The organism is Arboricoccus pini, assembly GCF_900187945.1.
Taxonomy (GTDB): Bacteria; Pseudomonadota; Alphaproteobacteria; order Geminicoccales; family Geminicoccaceae; genus Arboricoccus; species Arboricoccus pini.
Genome location: NZ_FYEH01000007.1, coordinates 224,204 through 242,888, shown reverse-complemented (window position 1 = coordinate 242,888; position 18,685 = coordinate 224,204). Strand labels below are relative to the sequence as shown.

20 protein-coding genes are annotated in these 18,685 nt (G+C 66.2%); 11 read left to right on the top strand and 9 right to left on the bottom strand.

From position 1 onward, the window contains the following. Positions 1-178: 178 nt before the first annotated feature. A complete protein-coding gene (gene hydA / locus CFB17_RS12000) occupies positions 179-1,558 on the bottom strand; it encodes a dihydropyrimidinase (protein ID WP_088561781.1) in 1,380 nt (459 codons plus the stop codon). A gap of 134 nt (positions 1,559-1,692) precedes the next feature. On the opposite strand from hydA, the gene CFB17_RS11995 reads away from it, so the two are divergent. Genes CFB17_RS11995 through CFB17_RS11985 form a run of 3 tightly spaced genes read left to right on the top strand, consistent with a single transcriptional unit; the run spans position 1,693 to position 3,576 of the window. Then, positions 1,693-2,001 carry a hypothetical protein gene (locus CFB17_RS11995; protein WP_088561780.1) on the top strand — a complete coding sequence of 103 codons (309 nt, stop codon included), beginning with the start codon at positions 1,693-1,695 and terminating at the stop codon, positions 1,999-2,001. 20 nt (positions 2,002-2,021) lie between these two features. Beyond that, positions 2,022-3,011, top strand: coding sequence for a methylmalonyl Co-A mutase-associated GTPase MeaB (meaB, locus tag CFB17_RS11990; RefSeq protein WP_088561779.1), 990 nt, complete (start codon positions 2,022-2,024; stop codon positions 3,009-3,011). A 40-nt stretch (positions 3,012-3,051) separates the two neighbouring features. Continuing rightward, entirely contained in the window at positions 3,052-3,576 is a 525-nt protein-coding gene (locus tag CFB17_RS11985) for a RecX family transcriptional regulator (protein WP_165769587.1), read from the top strand. Positions 3,577-3,581: 5 nt separating this feature from the next. Here the strand turns inward: CFB17_RS11985 and CFB17_RS11980 are convergent, their stop codons facing one another. Further along, complete coding sequence (locus CFB17_RS11980) at positions 3,582-4,172, bottom strand: amino acid kinase family protein (protein ID WP_088561777.1); 591 nt, start codon at positions 4,170-4,172, stop codon at positions 3,582-3,584. Positions 4,173-4,260: 88 nt separating this feature from the next. Between CFB17_RS11980 and folP the strand changes: the two genes are divergently transcribed. Then, entirely contained in the window at positions 4,261-5,124 is an 864-nt protein-coding gene (gene folP / locus CFB17_RS11975; protein ID WP_088561776.1) for a dihydropteroate synthase, read from the top strand. Positions 5,125-5,158: 34 nt separating this feature from the next. Then, positions 5,159-5,653, top strand: a complete 495-nt coding sequence (locus tag CFB17_RS11970) for a DUF3280 domain-containing protein (protein ID WP_088561805.1) — start codon at positions 5,159-5,161, stop codon at positions 5,651-5,653. Positions 5,654-5,661: 8 nt separating this feature from the next. Here the strand turns inward: CFB17_RS11970 and CFB17_RS11965 are convergent, their stop codons facing one another. The 4 genes from CFB17_RS11965 to CFB17_RS11950 all read right to left on the bottom strand — a co-directional run bounded on the left by CFB17_RS11965 (position 5,662) and on the right by CFB17_RS11950 (position 10,183). After that, complete coding sequence (locus tag CFB17_RS11965; RefSeq protein WP_088561775.1) at positions 5,662-6,153, bottom strand: GNAT family N-acetyltransferase; 492 nt, start codon at positions 6,151-6,153, stop codon at positions 5,662-5,664. Next, positions 6,147-6,677, bottom strand: coding sequence for a 2-amino-4-hydroxy-6-hydroxymethyldihydropteridine diphosphokinase (gene folK / locus CFB17_RS11960; RefSeq protein ID WP_088561774.1), 531 nt, complete (start codon positions 6,675-6,677; stop codon positions 6,147-6,149). Before folK ends, CFB17_RS11965 begins: the two co-directional genes overlap by 7 nt. 989 nt (positions 6,678-7,666) lie before the next feature. After that, on the bottom strand, positions 7,667-8,308 hold the full coding sequence (bluB, locus tag CFB17_RS11955) for a 5,6-dimethylbenzimidazole synthase (protein ID WP_088561773.1): 642 nt from the start codon (positions 8,306-8,308) through the stop codon (positions 7,667-7,669). A 273-nt stretch (positions 8,309-8,581) separates the two neighbouring features. Continuing rightward, positions 8,582-10,183, bottom strand: coding sequence for a methyl-accepting chemotaxis protein (locus CFB17_RS11950; protein WP_165769586.1), 1,602 nt, complete (start codon positions 10,181-10,183; stop codon positions 8,582-8,584). Positions 10,184-10,418: 235 nt separating this feature from the next. Here CFB17_RS11950 and CFB17_RS11945 point away from each other — a divergent pair, with 235 nt between their 5' ends. From CFB17_RS11945 to CFB17_RS11935, 3 genes are all read left to right on the top strand, one after another. Next, on the top strand, positions 10,419-11,591 hold the full coding sequence (locus CFB17_RS11945) for a mechanosensitive ion channel family protein (RefSeq protein ID WP_088561771.1): 1,173 nt from the start codon (positions 10,419-10,421) through the stop codon (positions 11,589-11,591). Positions 11,592-11,655: 64 nt separating this feature from the next. Further along, positions 11,656-12,315: a LamB/YcsF family protein gene (locus tag CFB17_RS11940; protein WP_088561770.1), complete on the top strand. Its 660-nt coding sequence runs from the start codon at positions 11,656-11,658 to the stop codon at positions 12,313-12,315. After that, on the top strand, positions 12,308-12,871 hold the full coding sequence (locus CFB17_RS11935; RefSeq protein WP_088561769.1) for a flavoprotein: 564 nt from the start codon (positions 12,308-12,310) through the stop codon (positions 12,869-12,871). Before CFB17_RS11940 ends, CFB17_RS11935 begins: the two co-directional genes overlap by 8 nt. Here CFB17_RS11935 and CFB17_RS11930 read toward each other — a convergent pair. After that, the gene (locus CFB17_RS11930) at positions 12,868-14,121 is read right to left on the bottom strand and encodes an MFS transporter (protein ID WP_088561804.1); all 1,254 of its coding nucleotides are present in this window, start codon (positions 14,119-14,121) and stop codon (positions 12,868-12,870) included. The two genes, CFB17_RS11935 and CFB17_RS11930, sit on opposite strands and share 4 nt — an antisense overlap. A 98-nt stretch (positions 14,122-14,219) precedes the next feature. Here CFB17_RS11930 and CFB17_RS11925 point away from each other — a divergent pair, with 98 nt between their 5' ends. Continuing rightward, positions 14,220-14,987 (top strand): AraC family transcriptional regulator, encoded by a 768-nt coding sequence (locus CFB17_RS11925; RefSeq protein WP_088561803.1) that lies wholly within the window; start codon positions 14,220-14,222, stop codon positions 14,985-14,987. Positions 14,988-14,996: 9 nt separating this feature from the next. Here the strand turns inward: CFB17_RS11925 and CFB17_RS11920 are convergent, their stop codons facing one another. Further along, entirely contained in the window at positions 14,997-15,938 is a 942-nt protein-coding gene (locus CFB17_RS11920; RefSeq protein WP_088561768.1) for a ring-cleaving dioxygenase, read from the bottom strand. 56 nt (positions 15,939-15,994) lie between these two features. Further along, a complete protein-coding gene (wrbA, locus tag CFB17_RS11915) occupies positions 15,995-16,609 on the bottom strand; it encodes an NAD(P)H:quinone oxidoreductase (RefSeq protein WP_088561767.1) in 615 nt (204 codons plus the stop codon). A gap of 387 nt (positions 16,610-16,996) precedes the next feature. On the opposite strand from wrbA, the gene CFB17_RS11910 reads away from it, so the two are divergent. Beyond that, positions 16,997-17,260: a hypothetical protein gene (locus CFB17_RS11910; protein ID WP_207762035.1), complete on the top strand. Its 264-nt coding sequence runs from the start codon at positions 16,997-16,999 to the stop codon at positions 17,258-17,260. Between the two features lie 91 nt (positions 17,261-17,351). Then, positions 17,352-18,656 (top strand): ArgE/DapE family deacylase, encoded by a 1,305-nt coding sequence (locus tag CFB17_RS11905; protein ID WP_088561766.1) that lies wholly within the window; start codon positions 17,352-17,354, stop codon positions 18,654-18,656. Positions 18,657-18,685 lie beyond the last annotated feature (29 nt).

Below are 18,685 nucleotides of genomic sequence, written 5' to 3'. Positions count from 1 at the left end.
GCCCAGAAGGGGTAGCGGCGCCGTGGCGGCTTGGGGGCGAGGTGATCGGTCCAGTCCATGGGGCCTACCGTACAAGGAATATAGTCTTTATACAATCGGTCTCATGCGCTGCCCGCTGTCCGACCCACCCATCGCCCCCAGGTCCAGGAGGCGGTGCCTCCTGGTCGCCGAAGGCATTTCACCTACGCAAAAACACCCCACTCCCCGGCCCGCCCAGGATCTTGTCGTCCTGCATGATGATCTGGCCGCGCAGGAGGGTGGTGGTGGGCCAGCCTTTGATGGTCATGCCCTCGTAGGGTGTGTAGTCGCCGGCGTGCTGCATGAGGGCGTTGGTGAGGGTTACCTGGCGTTCGGGGTCCCAGAGGACGAGGTCGGCATCAGCGCCCGGGGCAATGGTCCCTTTGCGGGGATGGAGGCCGAAGAGGCGGGCACTGTTGGTGCTGGTGAGTGCCACGAACTGTTCGAGGCTGATGCGGCCTTTGCCGACGCCTTCCGCGAAGAGGACGGGCATGCGCGCGGCCAGGCCGGGGACGCCGTTGGGAACGAGGGTGAAGGGCGCCTCGGGCCCATGGATCATTTTGCCGACGGGGGAATCGTAGTCGTTCGGCGAGTGGTCGGAGGTGACGTTGGCGATGACGCCCCGACGCATGTAGCGCCAGAGTGCTTCCTGATCGGCAACGGTGCGCAAAGGTGGGCTGCAGATGAATTTCGCCCCTTCGAAGCCTGGGCGGTCGAGGTCGTCCCTGGTGAGCGTGAGGTAATGGGTGCAGGTCTCCGCGGCGACGCTGACGCCTCTTGCCTGGGCGCGCTCGATTTCCGCGGTGCTGTCGGCACCGCTAAGATGGAAAATCTGAATACGCGCGCCCGTCAGCTCGGCCATGGCGCAGACGCGGTGGACGGCCTCCGCCTCGGCCAGCATGGGGCGTGCCTCGGCGTGGTAGCGCGGCGCCGTCTTGCCGGCCTTAAGCAGGCGTTCGATCTGCCAGGCGATCATCCGATCATGCTCGGCGTGGACGCAGACGAGAGCGCCCTCCTTAGCGGCGAGCGCAAAGACGGCCAGGACCTGCTCATCCTCGAGCTTGGAGTCGGGATATGTGGTGAAGATCTTGATGGAGCGATTGCCGGCGGCGATGAGCGCCGGCAGCTCGGCCAGGAGGTCCTGGTGCGGATCGGTGACCAGGAGGTGGAAGGCATAGTCGACACGGGCGCCTTTCTCGGCCAGGGCGGCGTAATCCCTCAGGGCGTCCGTCATGCTGCGGCCCCGTTCCTGAAGCGCGAAACAGACGAGAGTCGTGGTGCCACCGGCGGCGGCCGAGGCGGTGCCGGTGGCAAAGCTGTCGACATTGACAGCACCGCCGGCGCCGCGTTGCTCGACATGGGCGTGGCTGTCGATGCCGCCCGGCGTGACGATGCGATCGGTGGCATCGACGACGTCATCCGACTCGAGCCCCTCCCCGAGAGCCGCGATGCGGCCATCCTTGATGCCGATGTCGGTGCTCCCCACCCAGTCGGCCGTGGCGACGGTGCCGCCTTTGATGACGCGATCAAATTCGGACATGGAGCGTTTCCCTCAAGGGCAATGAAATCGCCGGATGGAGTTCCTGAGAAGATGGTTTTGGCGTTATCTTCAAGTCCACGGGAAGGGACGCCGGGCGTTTTTCTGGCCGCCTTCAGCTAAACGGGACCTGAATCTTGAAACGTCTTTGCACCGTCTTTTGCCTCGCCGCCTTTCTGGCCGCGCCTCTGGCGCCGGCCTTGGCGCAAAAGCAGCCAAAGACGCCAGACGCGCAGAGCCAGGATTGCGCGCGCGGCGTCGGCGGACCCGCCGAGGGTGGCGGCCCGATCCAGGGCGGTCGGCAGATCCAGCCGACGCGCAGCGAGGTCGAGGACCGGCTAAGCTCGGCCGGATGCCAGGATGTCGACCAGTCGGCCCAGGATGCGAAGGACGTCGACCGGATCTACAAGCAATTGATGGGCGAGGATGCGAAGACGAAGCGCTAGGGGGGCAGCCGGCGCCCCGCATGGCTGAGACGGCCGCGGAGCTTGCCAAGGGCGTGGCGGCCGGCGAGCGCGCGGCACTGGCACGCGCGATCACCGCGCTCGAGAGCCAGCGGCCGGACCGGGCGGCGTTGGGCCAGGCGGTGCTGGCGGCCTCGATGGCGCGAACGGGCGGGGCCTTTCGCATCGGCGTCACGGGTGTGCCAGGGGTTGGCAAAAGCAGCCTGATCGAGGCTTTGGGCATGATGCTGGTCGAGCGGGGCCTGAAGGTGGCCGTGTTGGCCCTCGATCCGACAAGTGAGCGGACCGGCGGCTCGATCCTGGGCGACAAGACCAGGATGACGCGGTTGTCGGGGGCGTCGGGCGCCTTCGTGCGGCCTTCGCCGACGTCGGGCACGCTTGGGGGTGTCGGCCGGATGACGCGAGAAGCCCTGCTGCTCTGCGAGGCCGCCGGCCACGACGTGGTGATGGTAGAGACGGTGGGCGTGGGCCAGTCGGAGACGATCGTCGCGCGGATGGTCGATCTGTTTCTCTTCCTGGTGCTGCCCGGTGCCGGCGACGCGTTGCAGGGCATCAAGAAGGGCATCGTCGAGCTCGCCGACGTGATCGCCGTGACCAAGGCCGACGGCGAAGCGCGGTTGAAGGCAGCACAGGCAGCACGTCATTACGAGGACGCGCTCGCGATTTTGGCCCCAAGGGTCGCGAGTTGGCGGCCCCCGGTCATGGAAGTCAGCGCCCTGGAGGGCGCGGGCCTGGCAGCACTCTGGGCGATGCTCGAGCGCCACAGGCAGGTGATGCAGGAAACGGGTGCCTTCGCCGATCGCCGACGGGTGCAGAACCGACTCTGGTTCGAGACGCTTCTCGATCAGCGGCTGCGCGACCTCGTGCTGGGCCTACCCGGGATGGCGGCACGGATAGCCGAGACTGGGGATGCCGTCGCCGCTGGACAAATCGAGCCCGGCATGGCCGTCCTCTCGGTCCTGGAGCGGCTGAATGCGTGGTTTGGGGCATGACGACCGCCTGCCACGCGACCACCGTATGGGGGGATGCCGCATGAGCAAGGGGGCGCCATCGGAAGAGACCTTGCAGGCGCATGCCGTCCGCTATCTCGGCCGCTATGCCGCCAGCCGGGCGCACCTCCTGGCGATCTTGCGCCGGCGCGCGGAGAAGCGCTCGCGGCTGGAGGGCTTTGAGCTCGACCGGGACCTGCTGGACCAGCGGGCGGAGCGGGTACTGGCGCGACTGACGGAGCTGGGGCTATTGGATGATGCGGCCTATGCCGCCGCCCGAGCGCGTAGCCTGGCCAGGCGGGGACGATCGCCCGGCCATATCGCCCTGGCCTTGCGGCAGCGGGGGCTCGGCCGGGCGGAGATCGAGTCGGGCCTGGCGTCGCTGGCCGCGGAGGATGAGGACCCGGCCTTGAGCAGTGCCCGCGTGCTGGCGCGGCGCAAGCGGCTTGGCCCGTATCGCCCAGAAGCGGAACGGGCCGCCTGGCATGCGCGCGACCTGGCTAGGCTGATGCGGGCGGGGTTTGACTATGGCACGGCGCGGCTGGCCTTGTCGGACGATGAGGCGTGAGGCGCTCAGGCCCGCACGCGACACGCGGAGGGCAGCGGCTCGACCAGGGAGCCGCGCCAGTCGGCATGCAGCAGATCGATATGGCCCTGATAGGTGGCGGCGAGCCCCGCAAAGGCCGTATCGAGGATGCCGGCATCAATAAGCGATCCCACGTCCGCCTGGCCCTCGGGCAAGGCCGCCGACTTGACGAGGACGAGGTTGGGGGCGCCCAGGCGGTGGGCCAGCCAGAGCGCCAGACTGTCGGAGGTGACGTCCCAGGAGGGACGGATCGAAGGATCGCGGCCGGCCAGGTTCCAGGGCAGCCAGACGCCGCTCCCGGCCAGCGCCTGTATCTCGGCCATGGTCTCGAGCGCCGCCAGCGCCGGCTGGAGGCTGAGGAAGGCCATGGCCATCTGCTGCATGGCAAGGATCGCCATGCGATGCGCCGCCAAGGTATCGTAGCCGATGATGAGTTCGGCCGCGCGGACAGCGTCGGCGAAGGGACCGCCACCCGGGACGATCAGACAAGGTCGCGCGGCGCGTCTGGCCAATTGATCCAGCCAGGGCCGGAGATGGGCCTGGCCGGCGAGGCTGCCGCCCAGCTTGACGATCCACATGCGCGCCCCCGAGAAAAGATGGCGCGGTGCAAACGGGCAAGGCGGCACCGCCTGCGCAGCTCTAGCCCCGACGAGGTAGACAGGCCAAGTGGCAGAAGAAGATCCATTCACACGCTTGTTCGGCGTTCCCGCTCCCTGGCTGTTCGGTGTGCTCAACGTCACGCCCAATTCGTTCAGCGACGGCGGCGCTTTCCTGGGTGCCGAGGCGGCGATCGCGCAAGGCCGGCAACTGATGCAGGAGGGTGCCGCGGCGATCGATATCGGCGGCGAATCGACGGCACCGGGGCGGCCAGTCCTCGAGGCGGAGGAAGAGATCGGCCGGATCGAGGCCGTGGTCCGGACCTTGGCGCCTGAGACCGTACTCTCTATCGACACCTACCACGCGCGAACGGCGGCGCGCTCCCTCGAACTCGGCGCCAGGATCATCAACGATGTCTCGGCCTTGCGCGCCGATCCTGAGCTTGCCCGCGTCGTCGCGGCGCATGATGCGGGGCTGATCCTCATGCACGCCAAGGATGGACCCTTGCCGCACGTGACAGCGGCCGATCGTCGCTACGACGATGTTGTGGCGGAGATCGCGGCTTTTCTCCTAAGACAGGCGGAGGTGGCGATCAAAGCCGGCGTCGCGCCCGAGCGGATTGTCGTCGACCCCGCAGCCAGCTCCTTCATCAGCCATGATCCAGAGGACACCTGGCGCGTACTGGCGGGCTTCGAGCGCTTCGTCGAACTGGTGGCCCCCTTCAAGGTGATGATCGCGACCTCGCGCAAGGGTTTCATGCCGATCCGACTGAGTGAGCGCGATCCGATCTCGCAATTGACGGCACTGGTGGCCGCGATGCGGGGCGCCTCGCTGATCCGGACGCATAACGTGGCGATGGCGCGCGATTTCGTCATCGCGGCGCGCAAGATGGGACTATTGCCCGCAATCGAGGGCGGCACTTCCTGGGGCTAGGCGCGATGCAGGCAGCAGAATGGGAGAAAAGACGATGATAACCAGGCGCATGTTCGCCGCCGGCACGGCCGGCCTGTTGCTGGCCAAAGGCGGCGCGGCGGTGGCGGTGGCGGAGGATGGTCCCTCCCTCGCCCTTTTCAACTTCATCCTCGTTGATACGAGCCTCAATCCAGACTCCGATGCGCAGGAAGCCCGCCTTGCCATGGTGACGGACAGGGCGCGGGCAGCTCTTGCTGCCGGCGGCTATCGCCTGGTCGATACGAGCAGCGTGCCGCGCGAGCAGCAGATGGGACTGCGCGGCTGCAATGGGTGCGAACTCGACCTAGCGCGCAAACTCGGCGCCAGCGAGGCGGGGATGGGTTGGGTTCAGAAGGTCTCGCGGCTCATCTTGAACATCAATTTGCAGATCCGCGAGGTCGATAGCGGCAGGTTGGTCAAACGCGGTAGCGTCGATATACGCGGGGACACGGATGAATCCTGGCGCCATGGCATCGATTATCTGATGCGCAACCGCATCCTCGATAGCTGAGTCGCGGGCTAGCCAAACTGAGCGAAGGCGTCGGCGAAGCGAAGCTCGGGACCGGCCCTGCCAAGTCGCCCGGGCTTCAATTCCAATACCTGCAGGAGACATCCCTGATAGAGGCCGGCAAGACTGGCACTCGTCGTCCTGGTGAAGCCAAAGCGACGATAAAAGCTAGGCTCGCCGACGACGAAGACGGCCTCACAGCCCCGGCCGCGGGCCGTATCCAGGCCACGCTGCAGCAGAGCCGAGCCAATGCCCTGATTGCGGGCGAAGGGATGAACACAGAGCGGGCCCACGGCCAGGGCATGGATGCCCTCGACGGTAAGGCTCGTCATCATCAGATGGCCGACGATCTCCCCCTCGATCTCGGCCACGAACTCGATCTCCTGCTCGTCGCTGCGATAAAGCTGCGCTACGACGCGTGCCTCGTCGGCACCGTTGAACGCCAGCTCGATCAAGGCCAACACCGTGAGCCGATCCTCGCGCCTGGTGGGACGGATCAACATCGCGCGACCTCGTGCGGCAGTGCGGCCAGCAACTCCGCCGCGCTTCGACCCAGCAAAGGATGACGCCACGCAGGCCAGAGCTCGACCAGCGGACGCAGCACGAAGTCGCGCTCGGCCACTCGCGGATGGGGCAGGGTCAGGAAATCATCCGCATGCGTCAGATCATCGACCGCCACGAGATCGAGATCGATCGGCCGGGGACGCCAGCGGCCACCTTCCTTGCGGCGGTCCCGCCCGAGCTCCGCCTCGATCGCCTGCAGGCGCTCCAGGATCATCACGGGCTCGAGCTCGGTCTCGACGATCGCCACAGCGTTCAGATAGGGCGGATAATCGCTTGCCGGGTCGTCCGGCAATGTCTGGGCCGGCGTCTCGATGATCGAGGATGCCGTCACCGGGCCGCCCAGGGCAGGTCCCAGTCTCTCCAGGGCCACCTTCAGCGTCCCTGCCCGATCGCCAAGGCTGGCGCCCAGCGCCACGATCGCCCGTCTTGCCGTCTTTTCAACCACGGTCAGTGCCGTCCTCATAATGATCCGCCACTACGCCGCCGACGAGATTGAGCTAAACGGCCGCTTAAAGTCGATACTGTTCACCAATATATATAACCTTATAGCAATCTGTCGCAGCCTCCGGGCCAATTCCCGCCCGGGCGCCTCCAGTTTGATCGACGGAGCGACGCTCGGCTCCGGACGGCAACTGGACAAGGCTGCTCTGAGCGGCAGAGATCACGGTCGCGATCTCGCAACACCCACCCTCATATGGTGGTCGGCCAGCAGTACGATCGGCCGTCCTTTCCCCGAATCCGCACGCTGCCACGCAGTATCCCAGCCGAGGCGATGTTGAAGCCGTCCTGGTGCGCAACCGCGGGGCCGTCCAGCCGATCCGCCAGTCAACGACAAGGGACCTCGCTATTCCCTTCTCGGCGTAGGCGGCAGCCCGGGGCCTAGGCATGATCCGGATCGAGTCACGGACGACTGGAAAGGCCGGTGGGCCTTGTAGGGTCCGGGCGCGTCGATCTCAGCGGCGGCCGGTCACCCGCCGGCAGCAGGCACCCAGCGTACCCGCCCAGTCCCGAGCGCCACCTACTCCATCGCCATATAGCCCCAGACCACCCTGGCTGACGGCACCGATCGGCCATGACTTGACCCTCTTGTAACAGATAGCTGTGCAGGACCTGGACGCCTCGCACATGCTTCTTGCCACCTCACGCGGGGCATCCCGAAGAGGACGCTGATCTGGATCGACACCTTCGGTGCATGGGCCCCGGTGGTGCAATGCCGTCATGGCGATGGCCCGGCTGCGATGGCCGCGCTTCAGCGTGCGGGCTTGGCAGGGCGACGACCTTTCATGTTTTAGTTAAGGACCTGTATCGGCTCTATGGCGGCCGCGCCGCCTCAACCCCGCGACGTGGGGCGCTCCGGGGCCAATCGGCCGCAAAGGCGGCCAGGATCGAGGCCGGGCATGCGTCGTGGCCTTTGCGCTTGGGAGGACAATGCTGCGGCGGTCACGCCCGCCACTACCGCCTGAGGACGGTGACGGGCCGGCGTTCCTGCCAGCCGGCCCGCGCCAGCTCCGGCTCAATCGTCTCCTCGCGCGGATAGCCCAGGCAGAAATAGCCGACGAGCGACCAGTCGGGCGGCACACTCAAGAGAGCCAGCACCGCCGTCGGGTCGAGGATGGAGACCCAACCCATGCCAAGCCCGTGCGCGCGAGCCGCAAGCCAGAGCGTGTGAATCGCGGCCACTACGGAATAACGGAGCGTCTCCGGCATGGTCTGCCGGCCGAGGCCATGGCCGGTGGTCGTATCATCGGCGCAACAAACGGCCAGATGCACCGGCGCCTCGTCGAGCCCGGAAAGCTTCAAGGCTTTATAGCGTCGGGCCTGATCTGAGGCATAGTTCTGCGCCGCCTCGGCATTCGCCTCAAGAAAGCTGCGGCGAACGGCGGCCCGGCGCCATGGCGCCTCTACCAGAACGAAGCGCCAGGGTTGGCTGTTGCCTACGGACGGTGCCAGGCACGCTTGGCGCAGGAGATCGGCCAGCAAGGCCGGATCCACGGCATCGGCGCGAAAATGGCGCACGTCCCGCCGCCAGCGACAAAGCGTCTCGAGCTGCTGGCGAAAGGCATGGTCAAAGAAGGGAACGGCCTCAAGAATCATAGCAGGCTCTTAGGCCAGATCCTCGATCACCGCACCCCCCAACCGCACTACGCGCACCGAGGCCAAGGGCAGCCTGCTCCCGCGATTTCAGCCTGGCAGACCTCGATGCCGGCAAGTCCGCCGGGGCAAAGCAGATAGTGCGCGCCGCGAGGCATCGCTCATGCCGCCAGCATCCCCCCATGCGAACCGGCGAGAGGCAAATCGCCTCGCCGCTCGCGTCGTCACCCGCCCTTGCGCCGCAGGCCAAAATGGGAGGACCCGTCCGGTCATGGCCTAGGCGGCGGCACGAACCTGCGCCAGGAAACCAGCCACGGTCTCACGCAGCCGCTCGGCCTGCCGCGACAACTCGCCTGCCGCCCCCAGCACTTCGCCCGAGGTGGTGCTGGTGCTGGCGACCGAGGCGGTGACGCTGTCGATATTGCCAGCCACCTCACGGGTCCCCCGGGCGGTTGCCTCGATGTTGCGTGCAATCTCCCTGGTGGCCGCGTCCTGTTCCTCGACCGCCGAGGCGATGGTCGTCGTCACACCGTTCACCTGCTCGATCGTCTGACCGATATCCTTGATCGAGGCGATCGAGAGGTCGGTCGCATCCTGGACCTGGGCGATCTGCTGGCTGATGTCGGAGGTGGCCTTGGCGGTCTGATTGGCAAGCGTCTTGACCTCGGCCGCGACGACCGCGAAGCCCTTGCCGGCTTCACCCGCCCTGGCGGCCTCGATCGTCGCGTTGAGCGCCAAAAGATTGGTCTGCTCGGCGATCGACTGGATCAGACCGACGACGCCGCTGATCCTGGCCGATGCCTCGGAGAGCTGCCTGATCTTGCTGTCGGTGGCATCGACGATCTCGACGGCGCGCGAGGCGATCTGCGCCGCCTCGCTCACCTGTCGGCTGATCTCGCCGATCGAGGCCGAGAGCTGGCCGCCGGCGCTGGCGACGACCTGCACGCTTGTCGTCGCCTCTTCCGTGGCAGCCGCCACGCGACTGGCGCGCTTGGAGGTATCGTCGCTGCTGGTGGCCAGTATTCGCGCCGCGCCATGCAACTGGTTGGCCGCCTCGGCGACCGTCTGCACGATTTCTGTCGCCGCCGCCTCGAAGCTAATCACGATCTCGTTCAGGTGGCTGGCACGCCGGTCCGTCTTGATGCCCGCGGCCTTGAAGATCTCCACCGCCCGGGCGACCTCGCCCAGTTCATCCGTCCGGTCGACCAGCGGCACCTCGGTCTCCCACTCGCCGTGGGCCAGCTTGGTGACCACCAAGGTCAGCCGTGTCAGCGCGTTCACGATCGATCGGCCGAAATAGAGGGCGATGGCGACGACACTCGCAGCGACGATCAAGGTCAACACGCCGGTCAACCACAAGCCCATCGTCGAGACCAAGAACGCCTTCGCCAGCATCTGCGTGGCCTCGTCCCAGCTCTGATCCCCGTTCTCGTCGAGCACATCTGACAAGGCATCGAAACTGGCTTGCAGCGATTCCAAGGACGCGCCGACATCCTGGCGTTGCCCGCCGGCGGCGGACATGGTCGCCTGGAGCTGTGCATGCAAGGCGGACCATTTCTGGTCGATCTCGTCACTAAGCGCCAGCTCGGCCTCCGTCTTGGCCGTCGCACGATGCGCGTTTTGGGCGACCTCGAAATTGGTGGTGGCGGTCTCGAATTTCCGAGCGTCCTCCTGAATGCCCGAGCTGTCGACCGCAAGGAAGCCGGACATGACTGCAGCACGCGCGCGCTCGGCCTCGAAGAGCATTTCGTTCACGGCGTGAACGCTTGGCAGGTACTCCACGGCGATGCTGTCAATGTCGCTGTGAAGACTAGAGATGGCCCAGGAAGCGGCGCCACCCAGCAGGCCTGTTGCCAAGAAGATCAATAGAAAAGCCACGCGCGTTCGAAACCGGATCGATTTCGCATTCGCCTTGCTTACTGCCCTCGCCATGGTTTGCACCCCTCTTGCTGACCCCGAGTAGTCCAGCATAAGCGGGCCTTCTTAAGGATTAGTTAAATCAGGGGTCGGTCAGCCTCACCTTGCCCGGGACTGGGTTATTTCTAGCTAGTGCGTTACCGCATGCGCCGCGACCCGCCGCAGTCGTCGATCCCCTGGTCCACCGGGAGACGAAATGGACGAGCCGATCCTCAATTTCCTGGTCACCCACGTGCAGGCGGCGTTCGCCTGGGCGCCCGCCTGGGTCGGCGGCCTCGCGCTCATGCTGCTTTTCGCCGGCCTGGCCTTTCTGCTGCACGGCACGGTCATCCGCATCCTGGAGCGCATGATCAAGCCATCGGCCTCGGTGCCGCGCCGGATCATCAACCGTTCCCGCGGCCCTCTGCGCCTCGGCCTTGTCATTCTGGCCCTAGCCATCGTCGTCGAGCCCGCGGGACTGCCCGACCGGGTCACGGGCCTGGTCCAGCACGTCCTGCTCGTAGGCTCGATCATCCTTGTCGGCTGGGTCGCCGATACCGGCGTCGACACGCTGGCCGGACACTATATGCGGCGCTTCCGCACCGACGTCGAAGACAATCTGGTGGCAAGAAAACACGTCACGCAGGTCCGCGTGCTGCGCCGCCTGATCTACATCTTCATCGTCGTGGTCACCAGCGCCACCATCCTCATGACGTTCGAGCCGGTCCGCCAATATGGCGTCAGCCTGCTCGCCTCGGCGGGTGCCGCCGGCCTCGTCGTGGGTCTGGCGGCAAGACCGGTCCTGGCCAACATCATAGCCGGCCTGCAACTGGCGATCACCCAGCCGATCCGGCTGGAGGACGCGGTCGTCGTCGAGGGCGAGTGGGGCTGGATCGAGGAGATTACCGGGACCTATGTCGTCATCCGCATCTGGGACTGGCGACGCCTCATCGTCCCGCTTTCCTACTTCATGGAGAAGCCCTTCCAAAACTGGACGCGGGAGAGCGGCAATATCATCGGCTCGGTCTTTCTTTATGTTGACTACACGGTACCCGTCGAGCGCGTGCGGGCAGAGCTCGATACAATCTGCCGCAAGAGCCCGCTTTGGGACGGCAAGGTCGTCAATCTGCAGGTGAGCGACGCGAGGGAAGGCACGATCGAGTTGCGCGCGCTGGTGAGCGGCCGGAACTCGCCCGTGACCTGGGATCTCCGCTGCGAGGTGCGTGAAAAGCTGATAGCCTTCCTCCAGGCGGAATATCCGGGCTGCCTGCCCCGCCAGCGGATCGAAGTAACAGCCCTGCCCGGTCGTACCGACGAGGGCGGACCGCGTGGCGGCGGCGCTCCGAGCGACCTGGTCGGCCGGCAGATGGCGGATGCACCCGAGCGCTGAGTTGCGGGCTTGCCAAGCGCCTGCCACCCTAGGACGCTCGGCAAGACAAAGGGCCTCTCCCGGCATGGAGATCGATCTCAACAGCGACCTTGGCGAAAACTTCGCCGCCTGGCACATGGGCGACGACAGGACGATGCTCGAGATCGTCACCAGCGCCAACATCGCCTGCGGCTTCCACGCGGGTGATCCCAGCGTCATCGCCCGGACCCCGGCGGCGGCCATCGCCGGTGTGGCTGCAGGCGCGCATCCGAGCGTTTCTGACCTCACAGGCTTCAGCCGGCGGCCGATCCAGGGCGAGGACCCGGCCAACATACGCCAATGTCTCTATCAGATCGGCACGCTCTACGACCAGGCGGCCGACGACCCGCAGCTCGGATTAGCCCGGGCCGAGGCGGTAGCGGCTGGCGATCAGGACCTTAGCCTTGCCGTCCTGCCGGACAGCGCCATGGCGCAAACGGCGAGCGCGGTCGGCATACCCATGGCCTGCGGGGTCTTCGCCGATCGCGCCTATGAGGATGACGACCGGCTCGTCGCGGGGCGCCCGCCGGGTGCCTTGATCGAGGATGCCGAGCTGGCGGCCACCCGCGTCGTCCGCATGGTGGAAAGCCGAAGGGTGCACGGCGACAACCCGGCCGCCGTCCGGATGGCGGCCGGGATCAAGACCGCACTGGCCGCCGAGGGCATCAGGCTCAACCCGATGGGCAGGAGGCCTAGCCGTGGCTGAGGACGAGGAGACCAGGCCGTCGGGCCGGCGTCTTGCCTGGGCGCTGACCGGCTCCGGGCATGATTTCGTCGAATGCCTGGCGCTGATCGCCGCCATCGGCGAGATGGACGTCTTTCTCTCCAAGGCGGCGGCCGAGGTGATCTTCATGTACACCAAGGACCGGGCTCCCTTTCCGCCGGGCGTCCGGCTGATCAAGGACAGCTCGGCCTCGGCAGCACCCGTCGGCCGCTTTTATCACGGCTGGTACCATACGCTGGTCATGGCCCCGACGACCTCCAATACCGTGGCCAAATGCGTGGCCGGCATTTCCGATACGCTGGTCACCAACGTCTTCGCCCAGGCCGGAAAATGCCGCGTGCCGGTCATCGCCTATGCCTGCGACACGCAGCCCGTGCACGACACGATGGCGCCCGATCGCATGGTGCGGCTATGGCCAAGACGCATCGATCTCGACAATACCGAGCGCCTGCGCGGTTTCGAGCAGACGACGGTGGTCGAGACCTTCGCGAGCCTGGAGGCGGCCGTGCGCGGCCGCCTGGCCGAGATCGACGCCTAGGCGGTCCTGGCCTTAAGGGTCCGCGTACTCGGCAGGAAGGCCGCCAGAAGACCGATCAGCGGCAGAAAAGCGCAGATCTGGTAGACGGTGCGGATGCTGGTGAGATCGGCAAGCTGGCCCAGCACCGCCGCGCCAAGGCCGCCCATGCCGAAGGCAAAGCCGAAGAAGAGGCCGGCCACCGTCCCGACCTTGCCGGGCAACAGATCCTGCGCATAGACGATGATCGCCGGGAACGCCGAGGCCAGGAGGAAGCCGATCGGCAGGGTCAGCACGGTCGTCCAGAACAGGTTGACGTGCGGCAGCAGCAAGGTGAAGGGCAGGATCCCCAGGATCGACACCCAGATGACCGGCTTGCGGCCGATGCGATCGCCGATCGGCCCGCCGGCGATCGTACCGGCCGCCACCGCACCCAGGAAGATGAAGAGATGGAGTTGCGCGTCCCTGACGGAGAGGGCGAACTGGTCGATCAAGTAGAAGGTGAAGTAGCTGGTCAGGCTGGCCAAGTAGAAATATTTCGAGAAGATCAGCAATAGAAGGACGATGATGGCGCCGGTCACCTGACGGCGCGGCATGTCCAGCGTCGCCGGCTTGGTCCGGCTGACCGGCCGGCGCGCCTGCTGACGGCGATACCAGAGGCCGACCCAGGTCAAAACGCTCATGCCCAAGAGGGCCACGAAGGAGAACCAGGCGATCGAGCCCTGACCGTTGCGCAGCACGACGAAGGCCGCGAGCAGCGGTCCCAGCGCCGTCCCGGCATTGCCCCCGACCTGGAAGACCGACTGCGCCAGCCCGTGCTTGCCGCCGGAGGCCATGCGCGCCACCCTTGATGATTCCGGATGGAAGACCGAGGAGCCCATGCCGACCAGGGCCGCTGCCACCAGAAGGAGGGCGAAGCTGCCGGCCAGCGACAGCATCAAGAGCCCGAGCAGGGTCAGGCCCATGCCGAAGGCCAGCGAGAAGGGCATGGCGCGCTTGTCGGTGACGATGCCGACGAAGGGCTGGAGGAGCGAGGCCGTGATCTGGAAGACCATGGTGATCAAGCCGACCTGGCCGAAATCCAGGGCGTAGGTCGCAGCCAGCATCGGGTAGATTGCCGGCAGGAGCGACTGCATCAGGTCGTTCAAGAGATGACAAAAGCTGATCGAAAGGAGGATGCCCATCGCAGCCCCCTCCGGTCGGCTCGAGGCTGGTGCGGCGTGGACGCTGCCGGCCTCGCCCGTCGCGGCATATCGCGCCGTGATCTCGCTCATTTGCGTTTTTTCCTTGCCCGAGAATGCAGCGAAGAATACGCCTCCAAGCAATGGCCCGCTGCCGACATTGGGCCTCCCATCATCGAGAGTGGGCCAAGATGCGCGATGTCAGCTGGCAGGATATCGACGCGGCCACCGTGCCTGTGGTGTCGCGGGCCAACGACTATCCGGAGGAGACAGTCGGCCCCCCGCACAATCACAGCCGCGCCCAGCTCCTCCATGGCGCCACCGGCGTCATGATCGTCAGCACGGTGCACGGCACCTGGGTGGTGCCCCCGGCCCAAGGAGTCTGGATACCGCCCCGGGTTGTCCATCAGGTCAGCATGCTGGGCAAGGTCAGCACGCGTAACATCTATATCGACCGCGACCATCTCCTGGGCCTGCCGGAGGAATGCCGGGTGGTCGCGATCACACCTTTGATGCGCAGCCTCCTTTTCGAGACAGCCGACCTGCCGTTCGACTATCCACCCGACAGCCGTGCCGCCGCCATCATGACGCTCCTCCTGCATGAATTGCGCGCCATGGAGACCCTGCCCCTGGGCCTGCCCTTTCCCGAGCATGCCCGGCTGGCCGCCCGTTGCCGCGCTTTTCTTGAGCAGCCCTCCGTCCATGCCGCGATAGATGCCTGGGCAGCCTCGCTGTCCATGAGCCGGCGCGCCTTCACCCGCCTCTTTCGCCACGAGACCGGCCTCAGCTTTCGCGCCTGGTGCCAACAGGCCTGCCTGTTCACGGCACTGCCTCGCCTCAATGCCGGCGAGAGCGTCACCGCGATCGCCCTCGACCTCGGCTATGAGACGCCTGCAGCCTTCACCTCGATGTTCAAGCGCGCGCTCGGCGTGCCGCCCTCGCGCTACATGAAGGCCTGAACCTTTCGCCTAGAGCGGCTTTAACCCCTTCTCGATCTCCGCACGCTGCGCCTCCAGGAAAGGCGGCAGCGCCAAGCGCGCGCCCATCGTGGCCTCTGGCTCGTCCGTGGCAAAGCCCGGCTCGTCGGTGGCGATCTCGCAGAGAATGCCGCCCGGCTCACGGGCATAAAGGCTCCGGAAATAGAAGCGATCGACCGGACCGCTCGAGGGCACGCCCAGTTCCCGGTAGCGCTCGACCCAGTAGCGATATTCCTCCTGGCCCCGGCAGCGGAATGCCACATGGTGCACGGCACCGGCGCCTTGGCGCGCGCGGGGCAGCTCGGGCTCGACGCGGATATGCAACTCGGCCGCCGGCCCGCCCTCGCCCATGGCGAAGACATGCACGCGCCCTGTCCCCTCTGTCTCGAAGTCACGCTCGTGGCGCATGTTCAAGACCTGGATCAGGAATTGCGCGGTGGGATCCAAAGTCGGCACGCTCAACGTGATCGGTCCAAGGCCACGGATCTGATAGGAGGCCGGCACCGGGCTGCGCTCCCAGGGATAAGACGGTTCGCCGCCCTCGTCGTTAAGGAGCGCCAGCCGCTGGCCCTCGCGATCCTCGAACGGCAAGGTCAGCCGCCCATCAACGTAGTCGGCCTGCGGCACCGCGAAGCCCAGGGCCTCCAGCCGCTCGCGCCAATAGAGGATCGCTTCCTCGCTGCCGACCCGAAGCCCCGTTCGCACAATCGCGTTCGTGCCGCGCCGCTCGGGCTGGACGGGCCACTCGAAGAAGGTGATATCGCTGCCCGGGCTCCCTCGCCCATCGGCATAGAACAGGTGATAGGCGCTGACATCGTCCTGGTTCACCGTCTTCTTGACGAGGCGCAACCCGAGGTCGTCCGTGTAGAACGCGTGGTTGCCGCGTGCATCGGCCGAGATCGCCGTCAAATGGTGGATGCCGTGCAGCTGCATGGACCCGCTCCCCCTTGCACCGGCGGCGCGATGCCGCCGGTATCGCCCGAGATAGGTCAGGCCGCCCGACCGCGCAGGATGGTGGCGGTGACCGTTGCCACATGCTGGCCCTGGAAGCGCGCGATCGCCAGCTCGTTCTCGCTCGGCTGGCGCGAGCCGTCGCCGTTGGTGATCGTGGTGGCGCCATAGGGCGTGCCACCGCTGACCTGGCTGTTATCGACCAGACGCGGCTCGCTATAGGGCACGCCGACGATGATCATGCCATGGTGCATGAGATTGACGATCGTCGAGACGATGGTCGTCTCCTGGCCGCCATGCTGGCTGGCCGTCGCGGAGAAGACCGAGCCCACCTTGCCGATCAACTTGCCGCCGGCCCAAAGACCGCCCGTCTGATCCCAGAACTGCGCCATCTGCGAGGCCATGCGCCCGAAGCGGGTGGGCGTGCCCAGGATGATGGCATCGTACTCGGCCAATTCGTTGACGGTGGCGATAGGGGCTGCCTGATCGAGCTTGAAATGCGCGGCGCGCGCGGCATCCTCGGGCACGAGCTCGGGCACGCGCTTGATGACGACCTCGGTGCCACTCACGGACCGGGCCCCTTCGGCAACGGCCCCTGCCAAAGTCTCGATATGGCCGTAGGTGGAATAATAAAGGACGAGGATCTTCGACATCGGACGGGCTCCTGGCGCCATCTAGGCCCTAAAGGCCGATGCGGCGCCGCCGGTTGCGGATAGAGACGTTAACTCGGTCGACCAGCCCGCTTTGCATACCCACGGGGCAGCAAACAAATTGGCGCCAATCCGGCACGAATGGCATCGCGCCCACCAGGGCCCGTCACGCCGACCGACGCCCGCGACAGCCTTCGGGCATCGACGGGAGCGATCGCCCATCGGGGCCGCGTCCAGGGCCTTTGCGGATCATTGCCTGCAAGCTCGACCGAGGGAAACTATATCAGACTCTCGGGTCGGTTCCAAAGACGCACCCGATCGCGCCCGCCAAAGGTGCCCGGCTCTGGCCGGAAAGGCCGGGACAAAGACACGGATTTTCGGAGCTCGACCATGACGACGACGCAGGCGGATTGCATCAAAGCCATCAAGCTCGGCCTCGCCGGCGAATGGGACGGCGCCCACGCGATCGTTCAAGACGCCCCTTCGGCGGAAGCGGCCTGGGTGCATGCATGGCTGCACCGCGTGGAAGGCGATCTCGCCAACGCCGGCTATTGGTATCGCCGGGCAGGCCAGCCCATGCCGGCGGGCGACGTTGCGAGCGAGGGTCGGGCGATTGCCGCCAGCCTCGGCGCGATACTGGACGATGACACGTGAGATGGCAGGACGAAGAAAGGCCGAAGGTTGAGTGTCCCTGCATGCTGCGCCATGCTTGCGGCAGTGCGAGCAATAGAAGGTGACGGATAAGATGGCAGCGACGATCGCTTTGCCCGAGACCGAACTGCGGGCGGCCATCAAGGAGGCCGTCGCCGCCGGCTTCGAACGGCAACTGGCGCTAACCCAGGAATTGACGCGGCAAGCCTCTATCCGTGGCCATGAGAAATCGGCGCAAGACGTGATGGAGGGCGCCTTACGCGAGCGCGGCTATGCGGTCGATCGTTGGCAACTTGATCCCGCTTCTATCCTCTCTCATCCAGGCGCCTCGCCGATCGACGTCTCCTATGCAGAGGCCAGCAACGTCGTCGGCACGCTCGAGCCCAAAGGTGGAGCGATCGGCCGTTCGCTCCTGATCAACGGCCATGTCGACGTCGTGCCAACGGGACCTCTTGACATGTGGGCGGCCCCGCCCTTCGAGCCAACGATCAAGGATGGCTGGCTGGAGGGCCGCGGGGCCGGCGACATGAAGGCCGGCCTGGTGGCCGCCCTTGCCGCCATCGATGCCCTTGGCCATGCGGGCTACCGGCCGGCGTCGCGGCTGCATTTCGCCTCGGTCGTCGAAGAAGAAAGCACCGGCAATGGCGCCCTTGCCTGCCATCAGCGCGGCTATCAGGGCGAGGCAGCGCTCATTCCCGAACCCACCGGCGAGGCCCTGGTTCGCGCCAATCTGGGCGTCGTATGGTTCACGGTCGACGTCAAAGGCGTTCCCGCGCACGTGCATGAGAGCCGCTCGGGCGTGAACGCCATCAAGGCCATGCGTCGGGTCTTCAGGGCGCTCGACGATATCGAGGTGCTCTGGAACGCCAGCAAGCGACTGGACCCCTGGTTTCGCGACCATCCCCACCCGATCAGCATCAATGTCGGCAAGATCGAGGGCGGCGACTGGGCATCGTCAGTGCCGTCCTGGTGCCGGCTGCACGTTCGCGCCGGCTTTTATCCCTCGGTTGCCCCTGAGGACGCGCTAACTGAGATCGGCCGCGCCATCGAGGAAGCCTTCCGCCGCGATCCGGCTCTGGCCAAGAACCCGCCCACAATCAGCTGCAACGGCTTTCACACGCGCGGCTACATACTTCAGCCGGGCAGCGAGGCCGAGACCATGCTGCGCGAGGTGCACGAGACCTTGAATGGCGAGAAGCTGTCGGCCATCACCTTTCCAGCCTATCTCGATGCTAGAGTCATGGCGCTCTACGATAAGGTGCCGACCTTGGTCTACGGTCCGAAGGCACGCGCGATCCATGGCTTCGACGAGGCCGTCGACCTCGCTTCGCTCGAACGGGTCACGGAGGCCATGGCGCTCTTCATCGCCGGCTGGTGCGGCCTGGAGCCCAAGGGCTAGATGTCGCCGGCACGTTGGCATGACAGCGG